Source organism: Burkholderia arboris, from assembly GCF_902499125.1.
GTDB lineage: Bacteria > Pseudomonadota > Gammaproteobacteria > Burkholderiales > Burkholderiaceae > Burkholderia > Burkholderia arboris.
The window spans coordinates 132,003-146,968 of record NZ_CABVPX010000018.1; the positions used below are offsets into that span (position 1 = coordinate 132,003).

General features: G+C 62.4%; 17 protein-coding genes. 11 read left to right on the forward strand and 6 right to left on the reverse strand.

The annotated features are described in order from the left end of the window. Window positions 1–109: 109 nt before the first annotated feature. Complete coding sequence (locus BLA15945_RS22080) at window positions 110–1,237, forward strand: aminotransferase class V-fold PLP-dependent enzyme (RefSeq protein ID WP_059237694.1); 1,128 nt, start codon at window positions 110–112, stop codon at window positions 1,235–1,237. A 309-nt stretch (window positions 1,238–1,546) separates the two neighbouring features. Here the strand turns inward: BLA15945_RS22080 and BLA15945_RS22085 are convergent, their stop codons facing one another. Then, the gene (locus BLA15945_RS22085) at window positions 1,547–2,005 is read right to left on the reverse strand and encodes a GNAT family N-acetyltransferase (protein WP_174993375.1); all 459 of its coding nucleotides are present in this window, start codon (window positions 2,003–2,005) and stop codon (window positions 1,547–1,549) included. A 257-nt stretch (window positions 2,006–2,262) separates the two neighbouring features. Between BLA15945_RS22085 and BLA15945_RS22090 the strand changes: the two genes are divergently transcribed. Both BLA15945_RS22090 and BLA15945_RS22095 read left to right on the forward strand, forming a co-directional pair. After that, the gene (locus tag BLA15945_RS22090; RefSeq protein WP_174993376.1) at window positions 2,263–3,129 is read left to right on the forward strand and encodes an AraC family transcriptional regulator; all 867 of its coding nucleotides are present in this window, start codon (window positions 2,263–2,265) and stop codon (window positions 3,127–3,129) included. A gap of 87 nt (window positions 3,130–3,216) precedes the next feature. Next, window positions 3,217–4,131: an alpha/beta hydrolase gene (locus BLA15945_RS22095; RefSeq protein WP_174993377.1), complete on the forward strand. Its 915-nt coding sequence runs from the start codon at window positions 3,217–3,219 to the stop codon at window positions 4,129–4,131. Window positions 4,132–4,161: 30 nt separating this feature from the next. On the opposite strand, the gene BLA15945_RS22100 is transcribed toward BLA15945_RS22095, so the two are convergent. Beyond that, window positions 4,162–4,851: a hypothetical protein gene (locus tag BLA15945_RS22100; protein WP_174993378.1), complete on the reverse strand. Its 690-nt coding sequence runs from the start codon at window positions 4,849–4,851 to the stop codon at window positions 4,162–4,164. Window positions 4,852–5,048: 197 nt separating this feature from the next. Here BLA15945_RS22100 and BLA15945_RS22105 point away from each other — a divergent pair, with 197 nt between their 5' ends. Beyond that, window positions 5,049–5,423 carry a VOC family protein gene (locus tag BLA15945_RS22105; protein ID WP_059237690.1) on the forward strand — a complete coding sequence of 125 codons (375 nt, stop codon included), beginning with the start codon at window positions 5,049–5,051 and terminating at the stop codon, window positions 5,421–5,423. Between the two features lie 161 nt (window positions 5,424–5,584). Here BLA15945_RS22105 and BLA15945_RS22110 read toward each other — a convergent pair whose 3' ends face one another. Beyond that, a complete protein-coding gene (locus BLA15945_RS22110) occupies window positions 5,585–6,154 on the reverse strand; it encodes a YdeI/OmpD-associated family protein (protein WP_174993379.1) in 570 nt (189 codons plus the stop codon). A gap of 247 nt (window positions 6,155–6,401) precedes the next feature. Here BLA15945_RS22110 and BLA15945_RS22115 point away from each other — a divergent pair, with 247 nt between their 5' ends. Beyond that, entirely contained in the window at window positions 6,402–7,079 is a 678-nt protein-coding gene (locus BLA15945_RS22115) for a hypothetical protein (RefSeq protein ID WP_059237689.1), read from the forward strand. 59 nt (window positions 7,080–7,138) lie between these two features. On the opposite strand, the gene BLA15945_RS22120 is transcribed toward BLA15945_RS22115, so the two are convergent. After that, window positions 7,139–7,834 (reverse strand): alpha/beta hydrolase, encoded by a 696-nt coding sequence (locus tag BLA15945_RS22120; RefSeq protein ID WP_059237688.1) that lies wholly within the window; start codon window positions 7,832–7,834, stop codon window positions 7,139–7,141. 252 nt (window positions 7,835–8,086) lie between these two features. Here BLA15945_RS22120 and BLA15945_RS22125 point away from each other — a divergent pair, with 252 nt between their 5' ends. Continuing rightward, complete coding sequence (locus tag BLA15945_RS22125; protein WP_174993380.1) at window positions 8,087–9,004, forward strand: helix-turn-helix domain-containing protein; 918 nt, start codon at window positions 8,087–8,089, stop codon at window positions 9,002–9,004. A 112-nt stretch (window positions 9,005–9,116) separates the two neighbouring features. On the opposite strand, the gene BLA15945_RS22130 is transcribed toward BLA15945_RS22125, so the two are convergent. Continuing rightward, a complete protein-coding gene (locus BLA15945_RS22130; protein WP_174993381.1) occupies window positions 9,117–10,088 on the reverse strand; it encodes a LysR substrate-binding domain-containing protein in 972 nt (323 codons plus the stop codon). Between the two features lie 135 nt (window positions 10,089–10,223). Between BLA15945_RS22130 and BLA15945_RS22135 the strand changes: the two genes are divergently transcribed. Both BLA15945_RS22135 and BLA15945_RS22140 read left to right on the forward strand, forming a co-directional pair. Beyond that, entirely contained in the window at window positions 10,224–12,524 is a 2,301-nt protein-coding gene (locus BLA15945_RS22135) for an NADP-dependent malic enzyme (protein ID WP_023475384.1), read from the forward strand. 92 nt (window positions 12,525–12,616) lie between these two features. Beyond that, window positions 12,617–13,000: a hypothetical protein gene (locus tag BLA15945_RS22140; RefSeq protein WP_059240818.1), complete on the forward strand. Its 384-nt coding sequence runs from the start codon at window positions 12,617–12,619 to the stop codon at window positions 12,998–13,000. A 12-nt stretch (window positions 13,001–13,012) separates the two neighbouring features. On the opposite strand, the gene BLA15945_RS22145 is transcribed toward BLA15945_RS22140, so the two are convergent. Beyond that, window positions 13,013–13,423, reverse strand: coding sequence for a GNAT family N-acetyltransferase (locus tag BLA15945_RS22145; protein WP_174993382.1), 411 nt, complete (start codon window positions 13,421–13,423; stop codon window positions 13,013–13,015). 548 nt (window positions 13,424–13,971) lie between these two features. On the opposite strand from BLA15945_RS22145, the gene BLA15945_RS37715 reads away from it, so the two are divergent. From BLA15945_RS37715 to BLA15945_RS37725, 3 genes are read left to right on the forward strand one after another with little or no spacing between them, the layout of a single operon-like run. Further along, complete coding sequence (locus BLA15945_RS37715) at window positions 13,972–14,223, forward strand: DUF6402 family protein (RefSeq protein ID WP_233464276.1); 252 nt, start codon at window positions 13,972–13,974, stop codon at window positions 14,221–14,223. An 11-nt stretch (window positions 14,224–14,234) separates the two neighbouring features. Continuing rightward, window positions 14,235–14,516, forward strand: a complete 282-nt coding sequence (locus BLA15945_RS37720) for a hypothetical protein (protein WP_233464272.1) — start codon at window positions 14,235–14,237, stop codon at window positions 14,514–14,516. Next, on the forward strand, window positions 14,513–14,878 hold the full coding sequence (locus BLA15945_RS37725) for a hypothetical protein (protein WP_233464274.1): 366 nt from the start codon (window positions 14,513–14,515) through the stop codon (window positions 14,876–14,878). The genes BLA15945_RS37720 and BLA15945_RS37725 overlap by 4 nt, the downstream gene beginning before the upstream one ends. The last annotated feature ends 88 nt before the right edge of the window (window positions 14,879–14,966 follow it).

Consider the following 14,966-nt stretch of genomic DNA (forward strand, 5'->3'; position numbering starts at 1 on the left):
GAATCTGCTTTCGTCGAGGAAATGACGCATTTGCACGGGTGCAGAGCAGTATCGAGTCGCAGGCGCTGCGCGCCCTGATTCCATCGTTCATCTTTCACCGGAGGCGAGCATGCCAGGTTTACTTCCCGATGTTGACCGCGAGGGACTCCTCGAATATTCGGTGGTATACACCGATCGCTCGGTCAACCACATGTCGCAGCGCTTTCAGGGCGTCATGCGCGACATCTCCGCCACGCTGAAGAAAGTCTACAACGCGAAATCGGTCGTGATCGTTCCGGGCAGCGGGACGTTCGGCATGGAAGCCGTGGCGCGGCAGTTCGCGACGAACAAGAAGTGTCTCGTCATCCGCAACGGCTGGTTCAGCTTCCGCTGGTCGCAGATTTTCGACATGGGCAGCATTCCGTCCGAAACGACGGTGCTGAAGGCGCGCCCGGTCGAAGCAGGCCGGCAGGCTGCCTTTGCGCCGGCGCCGATCGACGCAGTGGTCGCCGCGATCAAGGAGAACAAGCCCGATCTGGTGTTTGCGCCGCATGTCGAGACGGCGTCCGGGATGATGCTGCCCGATGGGTATCTGCGCGCGGTGGCCGATGCCGTGCACGCGGTCGGCGGGATGTTCGTGCTGGATTGCATCGCGTCGGGGACGGTTTGGGTCGACATGCAGGCTAGCGGCGTCGATATTCTGATCAGCGCGCCGCAGAAGGGGTGGAGCGCGTCGCCGTGCTGTGCGATGGTCATGCTGAGCCCGCTCGCGCGCGAGCGTATCGATGCGACAACCAGCACCAGCTTCGCGTGCGATCTGCGCAAGTGGCTGCAGATCATGGAAGCGTACGAGGGCGGCGGGTTCGCGTATCACGCGACGATGCCGACCGACAGCCTCACGACGCTGCGCGACGTGATGAAGGAAACCGAGGCGTACGGCTTCGACAAGGTGAAGGCCGAGCAGCTCGAACTTGGCGAACGCATTCGGGCGCTGCTGGCGGAGAAGGGGTTCCGGAGCGTGGCGGCGGCGGGGTTCGAGGCGCCGGGGGTAGTGGTCAGCTATACGGACGATGACGGTATTCGAACCGGGAAGAAGTTTGCGGATGTCGGGTTGCAGATTGCGGCCGGCGTGCCGCTGCAATGCGACGAGCCGGAGGATTTCAAGACTTTCCGGCTCGGGCTGTTCGGTCTCGACAAGCTGCATGATGTCGATGGCGCGGTCAAGCGGTTCTCGGATGCGTTGAACCGGATTCTTTAAGGCGTGGTTGCGGAGTAGGTGCGCACCGGATCGCTGGCGGGACGGTGCGCGCGTAATGTGTTGTCTTTGCAACCACTTTCGTTCCGTCACCCTTGAGCAACTCAACGAGCGGTGTCGAACCGCTCGTTGCGCGTCCGGTTCTGGCTTGAAGAACCGTATCCCGAACGCGTCTTTGGTTTCCTTCACCAGGATTGTTCGTCCGCAGTTCCCGCATGCAAGCAGAAGCTCAGACCGTCGAACGAGATCGGCGATCAAGCCATCCGCATTTCTTCCGGGCAGACGGGTAATGCGAGCCAACGGATGGACGCACTACCGCATCAGGCAATACAAGACATCCGGGCAGCCTTCCTCGTTTCTGCTTCCGTCGCTGTATGCAATGGCAACGAACCCGTGCTGCTCGTAAAACGCAGCAGCATCGCGGTTCATCTGGAACGTATAGAGCTGGAGCTTGCCGTCCGTCTGCGCTTTCACGGCTTCCAGGAGGGATGTGCCAATCCCTTGCCGTTTGAATTCGGGGCACACGTACAACTGATCGAGCCATGCCACGCCGTCGGTGACGGTGTGTGCGGCCATGCCGACGATGCGGTCATCGTTCACTGCAACGGTGACGTTTCCCGACGGGATCAGCATGTTGGCAATCCAGTCCCGGACCGCCGCTTCGGCGTGCGCGAGCGGCGCATAGGACGCCAGCGCAGTGCGCGACCGTAGAAAGACTTCGGCCACCTCTACGGCATCGGCTGTCGTTGCTCGACGCAAGATCAACGGCATGTATCCGCCACTCCGAGATCATCGAAAGAGGCACCACGATAGCAGCACGGAATCGAACTTCCAAGATCGCTGAAACTCGCGAGACCGGGCGCTGCGTGCAACGTATCGGGTTCGCGGTACGGAGAATTGGCGATGCGCGTTCGTTGTCGATTTGCTGCCTCGGTCCGAGGTTCCTGGACCCCGGCATTCCCGTATCATCTGTCCGGTTCGCCGGGACCGCATGACCTGACCGTCCCGCACAAACGAAAGGACGAGCGATGAAGGGCGAAGGGAACGGCCACGGTAAAGCGATCACGCCCAACGCGACAGCCAACCCCAAGCGTGCCGACATCTCGCATGCCCCGAAGAGCACCGACCCGCGCGACTACCAGAACGCGCCGGGTATCGCGGCAGTCATGCCGAAAGCGTTTCCCGACGGTTTCGTCGTCGCCGAACATCGACACCCGCGCGCGCAACTCGTCTACACGATGACGGGTATTGCCGAAGTCTTCGCGTGCCAGTCGATGTGGATGATCCCGCCGCATCGCGCACTGTGGATTCCGCCGGACCTTCCGCATGCGATGCGCGCACACGGCCTCCTCGAAATGCGAACCGCCTACGTCGACCCGCGCGCGTACCCGTCGGCCTACCCGAATCAACCGCGGCTGGTCGAGGTTTCGCCGCTGCTGCGCGAGTTGATCGTGCGGGCGTCGTCGCTCCCGATCGACGCTCATCCGGCCGGACGCGACGATCTCGTCATCCAGCTCATGCTGGCTGAAATCGAGTGGTCCCCCGAGCAGCCGCTGCGGCTTCCGTCCGGTCGGGACCGGCGCCTTGCCCGGATATGCGATGCAATCCTGTCGAATCCGGCCGATCAACGAACGCTGACGGAATGGGCCGATGAAGTCGGTGCGTCGAGCCGGACCTTGGCGCGGCTGTTCACCGCCGAAACCGGCTTGTCGTTCAGCCAGTGGCGGCAGCAGGCCCGAATCTCGGCTGCGCGTCCGTTGCTGGCATCAGGGTGCTCCGTGATCGCTGTCGCGGCCGGACTGGGCTACGAAACCACGAGTGCATTCTCGACCGTGTTTCGCCGGTTCACCGGCATGACGCCGAGCGCTTACGCGAAATTGTCCGATTCCGCGTAGCAAACGTCTCTCCGCAACACGCGGGACGCGGCGTGCAGGCTTATCGTGTCGGTCATCGCTACCACCGACCGAACGAGGCAAGCCGACATGACGCGATCCGACATCGAATTTCCGTCCGAATCCACGACGCTGCGAGGCTGGTTCTACGCGCCGGCGCAGCGCACCGCCGATAGCAACACGTATCCCGCCATCGTGATGGCGCACGGCTTCTCGGCCGTGAAGGAACAGTACCTGGACCGCTATGCGGAGGCGTTCGCCGCGTGTGGCTTTGCCGTGCTGCTCTACGATCACAAGAACTTCGGCGCAAGCGACGGGCTGCCCCGTCAGGAAATCGACCCCGTGCAACAGAAGCGCGGCTATCGCGATGCGATCAGCTATCTGCTGACGCGTGCCGATGTCGACGCCGAACGCATCGGCATCTGGGGCACCAGCTACAGCGGCGGCCACGTGCTCGAAGTCGCCGCCATCGACCGGCGCGTCAAATGCGTCGTGTCGCAGGTGCCGACGATCAGCGGGTATCAAGCGGGCTTGCGCCGCACGCGTTCCGATCGGGTGCCGGCGATGCTGGCTCGCTTCGATGAGGACCGCCGGCAGCGATTCGCGGGCGGTTCGCCGGCCATGCTGCCGGCCGTCAGCGTCGATCCCTTGGCCGCCTGTGCGATGGCCGGCTCGGATGCGTACCGGTTCTTCACCGAGTCCGCCGCGCAGTTTGCGCCGAACTGGCGAAATGAGGTGACGTTGCGCAGTGCCGAGATGTCCCGCGAGAACGAGCCGGGCCAGTACGTCGACCGTATCTCGCCGACACCGCTCCTGATGATCGTCGCCGACCAGGACGTGCTGACGCCCACCGACCTTTGCCTCAAGGCGTGGGAAAACGCGCTGGAGCCGAAGCGCTTGCTTCAGGTCAAGGGCGGGCATTTCACGCCGTATCTCGAGCACTTCGACGCAACCAGCCAGGCGGCGGCGGAGTGGTTCACGCAGCATCTGTGCGGCCCGCGTTGACCGGAGCCAACGGCGCCAGCCGATGCTTCGTCATATGAAGTAATAGCTGTAATACGGCATGAAATCTTCTTTCCAGTGACTCGGGCTAGACTGGTTTCGCCTTGTCCCCCCCAAGGTGTTGTGTGACCTCCGCTCGGCCCGCGCTTTTCGGCGTGGGCCAATTTTTTCGGGCGGGTGTCGCCGGCGGTCGAGCGATTGCCGGCCCGATCCGCATTGGAGGAAACGTAGCGTGACAGCCCATCCGATCACCCGAAATACCGGTTCGCTCGTGCGCTTCGTCGCATTCGGCGCCGCGGCGGCAACAGCCGCGATGTCCGTCGTGCCGGCTGCGTTCGCGCAAGCCAGCGCGGCCGTTACCAGCAGTGTTTTCGTACACCAGCCGTACGACACCGGCAACAGCGCGATCGACGACAATTTCCGGTACATCTCGCATCCGCCGATACGGCCGGTCGCGGCGAGCGAACCCGCGGTCGCGCATGGCGCGCACCGGGGCCGTCGCGGACAAGCCGGCAGCACGAATGCAGCGGGTGCGTCGGGCGGCGGAGCGAGCAACAACACGGCGGCGATGCCGTTGCCGCAAATGCCGACGGCTGAAGCATCGAATGCGTCTGTTTCGCAATAGGCCTGCTTCTTCGAACTTTTCCAGACGGACGCAGTAGCTGACGATTGATGGCGCTCGGTCCCGCGCGCGTTCGTCGGGCCTCCTCCGAATCTTGACAACGCCGTGTCGTGCGGCGTGACCGCCCGGTGAGGGGTGAGCGGGATTCTCCTTGTGTCTCGCTCGTTGGCCCGACTCTGTCGGGCTTTTTTTGTTGGTGAGCCGAGAGGTGTACTGTCGCCGGCTGTGTGTGGCAACATCGCGTTGGTCTCGACATCACACCCGGGTGCAGGCCAGCCCATCTATCCGAGGGGATCTCATGTTTGACCACGTCAAATTCGGAGTCAGCGACTTTGCCGCCAGCAAGGCGTTTTTCCTCAAGGCGCTCGAACCGATTGGTGCCGTGACGGTGGACGAGGGCGAGCCGTCTTACGGGATCGAGATCAGTACGCCCGCCAAGTCTTCGTTGTGTCTGTTCCAGACGGCCGAGAAACCGGCGCATCTCCACATCGCGTTCGTAGCGGACAATCGGCGGCAAGTCGATGCGTTCTATCGCGCGGCGCTGGAGGCCGGCGGGAAGGACAACGGCGCGCCCGGGCTGCGGCCGCATTATCACGCGAACTACTACGCGGCGTTCGTCATCGGTCCGGATGGACACAATATCGAGGTCGTGTGTCATCAGGCGGAGGGGTGACCCTTCGATGCGCGGCACCAGTAGACGAATGTCGGCGTGAGCTTCGGCAGGCGTTGGGCCACGCAGTGGGCGATGCAGAACGGGGGGGGGCGCCGCGATCGACCGGAGCGGACCTGTCGATGCCGGGAATAGGTGCGCCAGCGCTGTCGAGCGCTTCCTGTCTATGGATGGACGGTTTCGCCTCGATTCAGCATGTCGATGAATTCGCGGATCTTGCGCGCCCTTGTTTCCGGCTTCTTGGCATTCTGTATCCGAAACAGAATGGCATAGCGGTTACGGCTGTTTAGTGTTGCGAAGAACTTCCTGGCTCCCGGATTCGCGTCCAAGGCTGCTTGCAGGTCGTCCGGCACTATCGAGTTGCCGGCCGACGTATACGCCGCCTGCCAGCGCCCGTCCTTCCTGGCCTTCTCGATTTCGGTCATGCCGGGCGGGCGCATTCTGCCCGTGGCGATCAGCGCTTCAGCCCTCTCCTTGTTGAGTTTGGACCAGATGCTCTTTGCGGTGCGTGGGGTGAAGCGTTGCAACCAGTATTGCTCGCTCTCGGCCTTCTTCCGACCATCGATCCAGCCGTGGCAGAGGGCGCATTCCAACGCCTGTTGGTAGGTGACGGTTTGCTGCCCGGCGCCTTTTTTGGCCAGACGCAGCCACGCACCGGTCGACGTGCTGCCGTGTTTCTCTAACCAGCTTTCCCATTCGGTCTGACCGGTCAATGTTAGAACGCATTCGGTCATGTCACTGTCCTGAATGGTGGCGTACATGTGCGGGGAGGGCGTCCGCAGTCTAACAGCGTTTATGCGGGCATCGACGTCCGTGGCGCGATCCAGGACCGGACGCTCGATCGTCACTGGCCCGTCGGCTGGGTCGGGTTCCGCATCAGCCAGTCGGGTGGGTAGCGTTGTCCGCCGCCACTGCCTGTTCGACAGGAATGATCGAATCATCGACAATCTCCGTCATTCAAAAAATGAGAGAGGGTGGTGTATGCGCTGGATCGGTAAAACGCTCGCGGTGAGCTTGGGCATGGCTGTCGTCGGTATCGCCTCCGTTCGGGCGGCATCCGCCGAATCCGCGTTCCCGCGCTTCACGCAGGCGGAAGGCAAGGTCGATAGCGATGGCCTCCCGCTGTCCGGCGTGAAGCTTTGCGTGCTCCCCGACCATGCGCCGTGCTTCGAGATGCCGCCGGTGCCGCTTCCCCATTCTTCGAAGGAGCTGTACCAGTTCGGTCTGGATCCACGGTCCGAACGGCTGCCGATCGCATCGGGTGGCTCGTGGGTGTTCTTCTCGGGGATGTTCTCGGGTGGCGGCAGCGGAATGCTGGAGCGCGTGGCGATCCTGCGTATCGGCGCGAACGGCAAGATCGAGAACCTGATGCCGCAAGTCACTCAAACGGAGTCCGCCGATCGCGCGATGTGGAAGCTGCCGGATGTTTCGCCGTATCCGCTGTTTGTCCGCGCGGACTTTGTCTGGGGCGACGACGAGGATCATTTCGGCAAGCACTTCTTCGACGTTGACGCGTGGGCGTTCGATCCCGCGACCAGTCAGTACAAGAAGCGCTTCTCCTACCGCACGACCAAGCGTTACAGCCGGGGCGACGGCTCGGATCGCGTGCTCGCCGCCGAGCGTGCGGAAATCCTGCGCCGCCTCGCGGCCAGCAAGTAGCTTGCGTGCCCCCGAAGCCCATCCGCCCGGGGGCATCGCACGACGGTCAATGCAGCATGTCAGCGGGTAGCGCTGGCCGCCGCTTCGTCGATCAGCGCGGCCACTTCCACAGGATGCGACGCGAGCGACGCGTGACTGGCCGGCAGTGTAATCACCTTGCGTGGATTCATTCTCGCGGACATGCGCCGTTGATTCTCCGGCGCGATCATCCGGTCGTCGCTGGAGACCTGATACCACGACGGCTTGACCTTCCACGCCGGCGACGTGATCGCGTCGCCGAAGGTGCTCGCCAGCGGGGCCTTTTGCGTGACGGCCATGACGAGCCCGTCGTCGTCGCCGAGGTCCTGGCAAAAGCTCTCGTGGAACGTGTCCGCCTTGACCCACAGATAGCCATCGCTGTCCGGCGCGAGGTTGGCTGCCGCGGCCGGCAGATGCTGCTGCGTGATTGCGCCGGGGCTTTCGCCGGCGTCCGGTGCGAAGGCGGCGATGTAGACAAGCCCCGCGACATTGTCCGCGTTGCCGGCCTCGGTAATGACGGCCCCGCCGTACGAATGTCCGACGAGCAGAACGGGGCCTTGAATCTGCGCGATCATTTTCCGGGTACGATCGACGTCATCGGCCAGCGACGTCAACGGAAGTTCGACTGCGCGAATCGACCGATGACCTTTTCGGCTCAGTTCGACAATGACCCTGGCCCAATGCGCGGCACCGCCCCAGAAGCCATGGACGAGCAAGATTGTCGGCGTGGTGTTCATCGAGATGCTCCTCAGTGTAGAGATCGAATGTTCGAATGTCTTGCGACGATTCGTGACATGCTGTGCGTTCGGACTGCTGATAATCGGCAAGCGCCCATCAGCCGGACCGATCGTTCGATGAATCGGGCGACGGGCGACGCCGGCTGAAATTATCGAATGGCGTATCCGTCGGATCTACGGCCAAAACGCCGAAGATTATGCCGAGACGCCACGAAGCGCGAGAAGTCTCATCCCATACCGCAAGGACGTTCGATGCATTCGCCAGATGTGTTCTCGGAGATTTATGCCCGTGCGCGCGTGCGCGGTCGAGTGAGCGTATTGACGTGTCCGGGCGTCGCGGCGCCGAGTGTGTTCGAAGGCAGTGACGTGTTCATCCATGCTGTCCAGCAGGGCACATGCAGGCTGGTGGTGAACGGAAGCGGGGAGGTCGTCGTACTGGCGTCCGGCGATGTGGTCGCGCTGATGAAAGGGCAGCCGCATCGTATCGACGCGCGGCCACACGCGGCGGCACCTGGAGATCCGCGCCCGGCCGGCGTGCGGATCGTGACCATCGCGTTCACGTTCGACGGCGTCGGCGGCGATATTCTCGCCCGTGGTTTGCCGGACGTGATGGCCGTGCGGGGATGCGAGCAAGCCGAAGCCGGTTCCGGACCGTCAACCCAATGGATCCCGACGACGATCGGCGCGATCGATCTCGAACTTCAGGCGCCGTCGGTGGGCAGCGAAGTCATGCTGTCGAAGACGGCGGAGCTGATGTTCATCTGGCTGATCCGGCGTCACATGGCAAGCGGCGATCCGGCCAGGCGCGGCTGGGCCGCTGCGCTGGGCGACCCCGCGGTGAATCGGGCGCTGTCGCTGTTGCATGCCGATCCCGGCTACGAATGGAGTGTTCCGGAGCTGGCCAGGCGGGTGGGGCAGTCGCGTTCCGCGTTTTCCCAGAAGTTCGTCGATGTCATGGGCGAGACACCCATGCGCTATCTCGTGAATTGGCGCATGGACCTTGCCGCGCACCTGCTTGCCTCGTCGACGCTGCGCATTTCGAAGATCGCCGAGCAAGCGGGATACGCGTCGCAGGCTGCGTTCGGGCGCGTGTTTCGGCGGCGTTACGGCATGTCGCCGTCGGACTATCGTGACACGTACGCGACGGAGTCCGGCCATGCCGGGCCGTGAACGCGGTCCGGCTATTCAGCCGGAATCGATGGTTCAGGCCAATGCCGGTTTCGCGGATGACAACGTGCTGTTCCGGTCGATCGCGTTGATTGGCCTTCAGCGCAAGATGCCTTTATCGCTGCGCTTCCCCGTACGTCTCCTTGCACACCCCGCGCAGCGCATCGACGAGCAGATCCCGCGCGGGTGAATGCGAATCGGCGGAGCGGGTGAACAGCGCAATCGGCGGAAGCGTCCACACGAGCGAGTAAGGCACGATCGCCACGCCCGCAATCCGCACCAGTTCTTCCGCGATATCGGCCGGCACGATCGACACGGCCTCATCACTCGACGCGATCATTTCGCCGATCAGCTTCGACGAGTAGCTTTCGACGATCGGCACGGGCGGCGCGATGCCGGCCGACAGGAACAGGTCGGCCACCTGTTCCCGCATCGGCGTATGCGGCGCGCCGAGAATCCAGTCGAGCGCGTGCAGCTTGTGCCAGTCCAGCGGCGTGCGCGCGAGCTTGGCCGCAAGACGCCGGCTCGCGATCATGCGCGGTTGCTGCTGGTACAGCACTTCGAATGAAACCGGCCCCAGATCGATCGCCGACGACGCGCGCCCGATCACGATATCGACGCTGTGATCCCTGAGCTGCAGCAGCAGCTGATCGCTGGTGCCTTCGTGAATCGTCGCGGTCAGCCGTCGCTCCATCCGTGCCTGCAACCGCTTCAGCGCGGCCGACAGCATGTGCCCGGAGATGAACGGAATCACGCCGATGTGCAGATGGGCCGCATGCCCGGCGGCGACGGCCTCCATCTCGCGGGCGAGGTGATCGAGATCCTTGATCATCGCCTTCGCCCGCTCGAGCACGACCGCGCCGAGCGCGGTGGGCCGCATGCCGCGCGACGAGCGCTCGAACAGCGGCGTGCCGAACATGCTCTCCAGCTCGGACAGCGCGTTCGTCACGGCTGGCTGGCTGCTGGCCATGTGCTCGGCGACGCGCGTCAGCGACCCGTGCTGCTGGATCTGCAGCAACAGCACCAGATGCCGAATCTTCAGACGAGCGCCCAGCCGCCTGACCACGTCGTTTGCGTCAAAAGTCATTGACTGGTCATGTATTCATCATGAAAAAGTGATGGACCGATATTAAAACAGAATCATCACGTTATGGCGGATCCCTAGAATCACCTTCATGGATCGCGCCGGGACTGGCCTGGCGCCCACGCCGGGACCCAAAACATGAAACAGACAGAGACACAGCAGCAGGCCGCGTTCGACTATCACGAGTTTCCGACCCCCGGGAAAATCTCGGTCGTGGCGAGCAAGCCGCTGGTGACTCAGCGCGATCTGGCGCTGGCCTATACGCCCGGCGTGGCGAGCGTGTGCGAGTCGATCGCCGCCGATCCGCTGCAGGCGCACCGTTTCACGAGCCGCGGCAACCTGGTGGGCGTGATCACGAACGGCACGGCGGTGCTCGGCCTGGGCAACATCGGCCCGCTCGCATCGAAGCCGGTCATGGAAGGCAAGGCTGTCCTGTTCAAGAAGTTCGCCGGGATCGACGTGTTCGACATCGAGATCAACGAGACCGATCCGGACAAGCTGGTCGACATCATCGCGGGCCTCGAACCCACGTTCGGCGGCATCAACCTCGAGGACATCAAGGCGCCGGAATGCTTCACGGTCGAACAGAAGCTGCGCGAACGCATGAAGATTCCCGTCTTCCACGACGATCAGCACGGCACGGCCATCACCGTTTCCGCCGCGTTCATCAACGGGCTGAAGGTCGTCGGGAAGTCCATCAAGGAAGTGAAGGTCGTGACGTCGGGCGCCGGCGCAGCCGCGCTGGCGTGCCTGGACCTGCTGGTCGACCTCGGGTTGCCGGTGGAAAACGTCTGGGTGACCGACATCGAAGGCGTCGTCTATCGCGGCCGCACCACGCTGATGGACCCGGCCAAGTCGCGCTTCGCGCAGGAAACCGATGCGCGCAAGCTTGCCGAGGTGATCGGCGGCGCGGATGTGTTCCTGGGGCTGTCGGTCGGCGGCATCCTCACGGCGGAGATGCTGAAGGCGATGGCGGCGCGTCCGCTGATTCTCGCGCTGGCCAACCCGACGCCGGAAATCTTCCCGGAACTGGCGCACGAGACGCGCGACGATGTCGTCATCGCGACGGGCCGCTCGGACTACCCGAACCAGGTCAACAACGTGCTGTGCTTCCCGTACATTTTCCGGGGCGCGCTGGATGTGGGGGCGACGACGATCACGCGCGAAATGGAAATCGCCGCGGTTCACGCGATCGCGGGGCTGGCCGAGGAAGAGCAGAACGAAGTCGTCGCGGCGGCCTATGGCGCGTACGACGTGTCGTTTGGCGCGCAATACCTGATTCCGAAGCCGTTCGACCCGCGCCTGATCGTGCGGATCGCGCCGGCCGTGGCCAAGGCGGCGATGGAAGGCGGCGTGGCGACGCGTCCGCTCGCGAATCTCGACGCGTATGTCGAGCAGCTGCAGCAGTTCGTTTACCACTCGGGCGCGTTCATGAAGCCGCTGTTCGCGACCGCGCGTCAGCTGGTGCGTGACGGCGGCAAGGCGCGGATCGTGTTCACCGAAGGTGAGGACGAGCGCGTGTTGCGTGCGGTGCAGGTGATCGTCGACGAGAAGCTCGCGCGTCCGATTCTGGTCGGGCGTCCGGAGGTGCTGCTGGCGCGCATCGAGCGATTCGGCCTGCGTCTGCGACTCGGTCAGGACGTCGAAGTGACCAATCCGGAATATGACGAGCGCTTCCCGCAGTACTGGACGAAGTATTGGGAACTGCGGTGCCGCGACGGCATTTCGAAGGAAATGGCGCGGGTGGAAATGCGCCGCCGCCTGACGCTGATCGGCGCGATGATGGTGCAGCTCGGCGATGCGGACGGGATGATTTGCGGAACGGTGGGCGAGTATCACAATCACCTGCGGTTCGTGGACGAAGTGATCGGCAAGAAGCCCGGCGCGTCGACCTACGCGGCGATGAACATCCTGCTGCTCGATCAGCGCACGGTCGCGCTGGTGGATACGCACGTCAACGACAACCCCGATGCGGAGCAGATCGCGGAGTTCACGATCGCGGCGGCGCGGCAGATGGAATGGCTGAACCTGACGCCGAAGGTTGCGCTGCTGTCGCGGTCGAATTTCGGGTCAGGGAGCGCGGCTTCGGGCGTGAAGATGCGCCGGGCGCTGGAGATCGTGCGGGAGCAGGCGCCGGATATCGAGGCCGATGGCGAAATGCATGGCGACTGTGCGCTGGATGAAGGGCTGCGTGCGAAGCTGCTGCCGATGTCGCCGTTGAAGGGGGCGGCGAATTTGCTGGTTTGTCCGAATGTGGATGCGGGGAATATCGCGTACAACCTGCTGAAGACCGAGGCGGGGAGCAATGTGGCGGTGGGGCCGTTCCTGCTGGGCGTCAATGCGCCTGTGAACATCCTGACTTCCAGCGCGACCGTGCGGCGGATTGTGAATATGGCCGCGCTGACGGTGATCGAGGCTAATCGGGGTGTGGCGGGCTGATCGATTGGCGGGAGCGGGGCGGCAACGGCCGCCCCGCGTTTGTCGGCATTCGGCGTGTGCGACGATGTGCCATGACCAAGATGAGAGATGGAATGACGACGACCTTCGACGAGGCGACAACGGCGGCGATCGCCGCGTTTGCCCAATTGGATCTCTACACGGCTGTACAGGCGATGCGCGCCGAGGCCGATTACGACCGCGAACTGGACCAGTGGATCTCGCGCTACATCGACGAGCATGACAGCGACGCGGACGATGCAGCGTACGACGCCTTGCACGCGCAGGCACAGGCAAGCCCGGAATACGCGCAGTTCGTCGATGCGGTTCGCCGGGAAATCCTGGAATACTTCGGCGTGACCGACAATCAGCTGGACTGCATGGTCCTGCTGCGCGCTGACGACAGCGATGCGCTTTGGGCGGAAGTCAACCGGCAGCGGAGCGCGCTGGGAACCGGTGAGGTGCGCGGAGATCTCTGAGCATTGCCGGTGTCATTCAATGCGCAGAAACATGCCCGCTTTCTCGGGAAGCACCGACGGCTGGAAGCCGTAGCGCTCGTAGAACTTCGGCGTCCCGTGATCCGCCATCAGACTGACATAGGCGGTCGGCGGCGCATTCTCGTGGATGTAGCGCATGAGCGCTCGCATGATCAGATCGCCCACGCCTTTTTTCTGGTGAGCCGGCAATACTGCGATATCCACGATCTCGAAGAAACAGCCGCCGTCGCCGATCACCCTGCCGATTCCGACCGGAGCGCTCCCCCAGTACGCCACGACGCTGAAGAGGCCATTCTTCAAACCGAGCGTTGCGGCCTGCCCGGATTTTCGGCTCAATCCTGCAGCAAGGCGAGTCTCGATGTACGTGGATACTGACGGGACTTCTTGATGTATGACGTACCCCATGTGACCTCTCCAGGTTGGTCGTGTCGTCGATCGTTGAGTTCGGCTTGTGCGCGATGTTTCCGCCGTGTCTGGATGCGTACGCGCGCCGACGAAGAAAAGCGGACTGGATCATGCGGGCCGCTCAGGTCACTTTATCAAGTTCTGGCGAATTCGCTGCAGGTTCCATCCTTGACGACGCTGGCGTGAACGCGCGGATTCTGTTGCGGCGGAATGGCAGTCAAGGTTCCGGCTGAACCGCAGGCGAGGAAGTGCTCTCTGCGCCTGCCCGATACGCCTGGAAACAGTGACGGTCGCCTCAATGGCTCGACAAGACGACAATCGAGATCGAGATCGAGAACGCGAAGTTGGAGCGGCCAGAGACAAGGCCACCCATATCAATCGCCCCTTATTTGTTGTCCCAATCTTCACGACTTTCGTCTAATCGGACTGTTTTAACAGTTGTTTTAATTACTATTGCGGACGTACTTGAGCATCGATTGTTTTGGCGCCGGTTCATTCAGAGGTGCTATCCATCCATGCCAGTTGTCAAAAAAGTCGCGTATTACCAGATGGAGCCGCGACTTTTATATTCCGGAAAGCATTGGAGATGTTACTCGGGCGTTGTCGGGTGTGTTCGCTTTCGGAAATTTCGGGCGAAGGATGTCTACTGGCCAGTGCATAACAAGACATACCGGCACTGGAGGTCGGTGCGTAATCGTGGCGGTGACTTCATGGTCTACAGTAAGCCCAAACTCATCAAGCTGGACAAGCCGATCATTCTGAAAATTGACACCGTATACAGGACCATTCCGGCCGAGTAATGAAAGCGACCATGACCATCGTCAAAGTGGCCTTGTCTGTGATCGCCATATACCTGGTTGTCGATATCGGGTGGCTGTTCTTGCCGCTCAACGTGAGGAACGGGATCATACTTGTCGCGGCCATGAATACGAAGCACGCGATCTTCGCCATCACGTCGATCCTCTTCGGGTTCTACCTGTACAGGCTTGTCAGAAATTTCAACCGGTTCAGCCGATCGAAGCGTGTCGGTCTGGCGATCGTCACGCTCGTTTTTTTGCGTTCATCTACCTGGTCGGCTTTCGCGGGATCATGACTGACGATACCGATTGCCAGCGCTTCAACTACAACGTCAAGATGAATGGCGGTATCAAACAGATTGACGGAACAACATACATCATCAACGTTTGCGGAAGTGGTGCCCGCGGCAATGGCTTTTTTGCAGATCAGAATGAGCAGGTCAAGCTCGTCGTCACCGATGCGCATGGATCGACGCTTGCCATCCGACTGTTTTCAGTTTTTTGGGATGGTCGGTCAGGTGAGGAATCGCTCACCATCCGTAAGGAAAAGTTGATCTACTTCGACGCATCGGATGAATACGACAGTGAAAGGTCGATCTCGATGCCGCCCACCACGCTCGATTGGGTCGCGGCGAGAATTCCAATATGGCTTCGCTGAGAATGGTCCTGCTGCACGGGTGCTCGTCGCGTTGATGCGATGCGGCCCACGATTCTGGATTCGCGCGTGGGCCTCGAGTGATACTTCG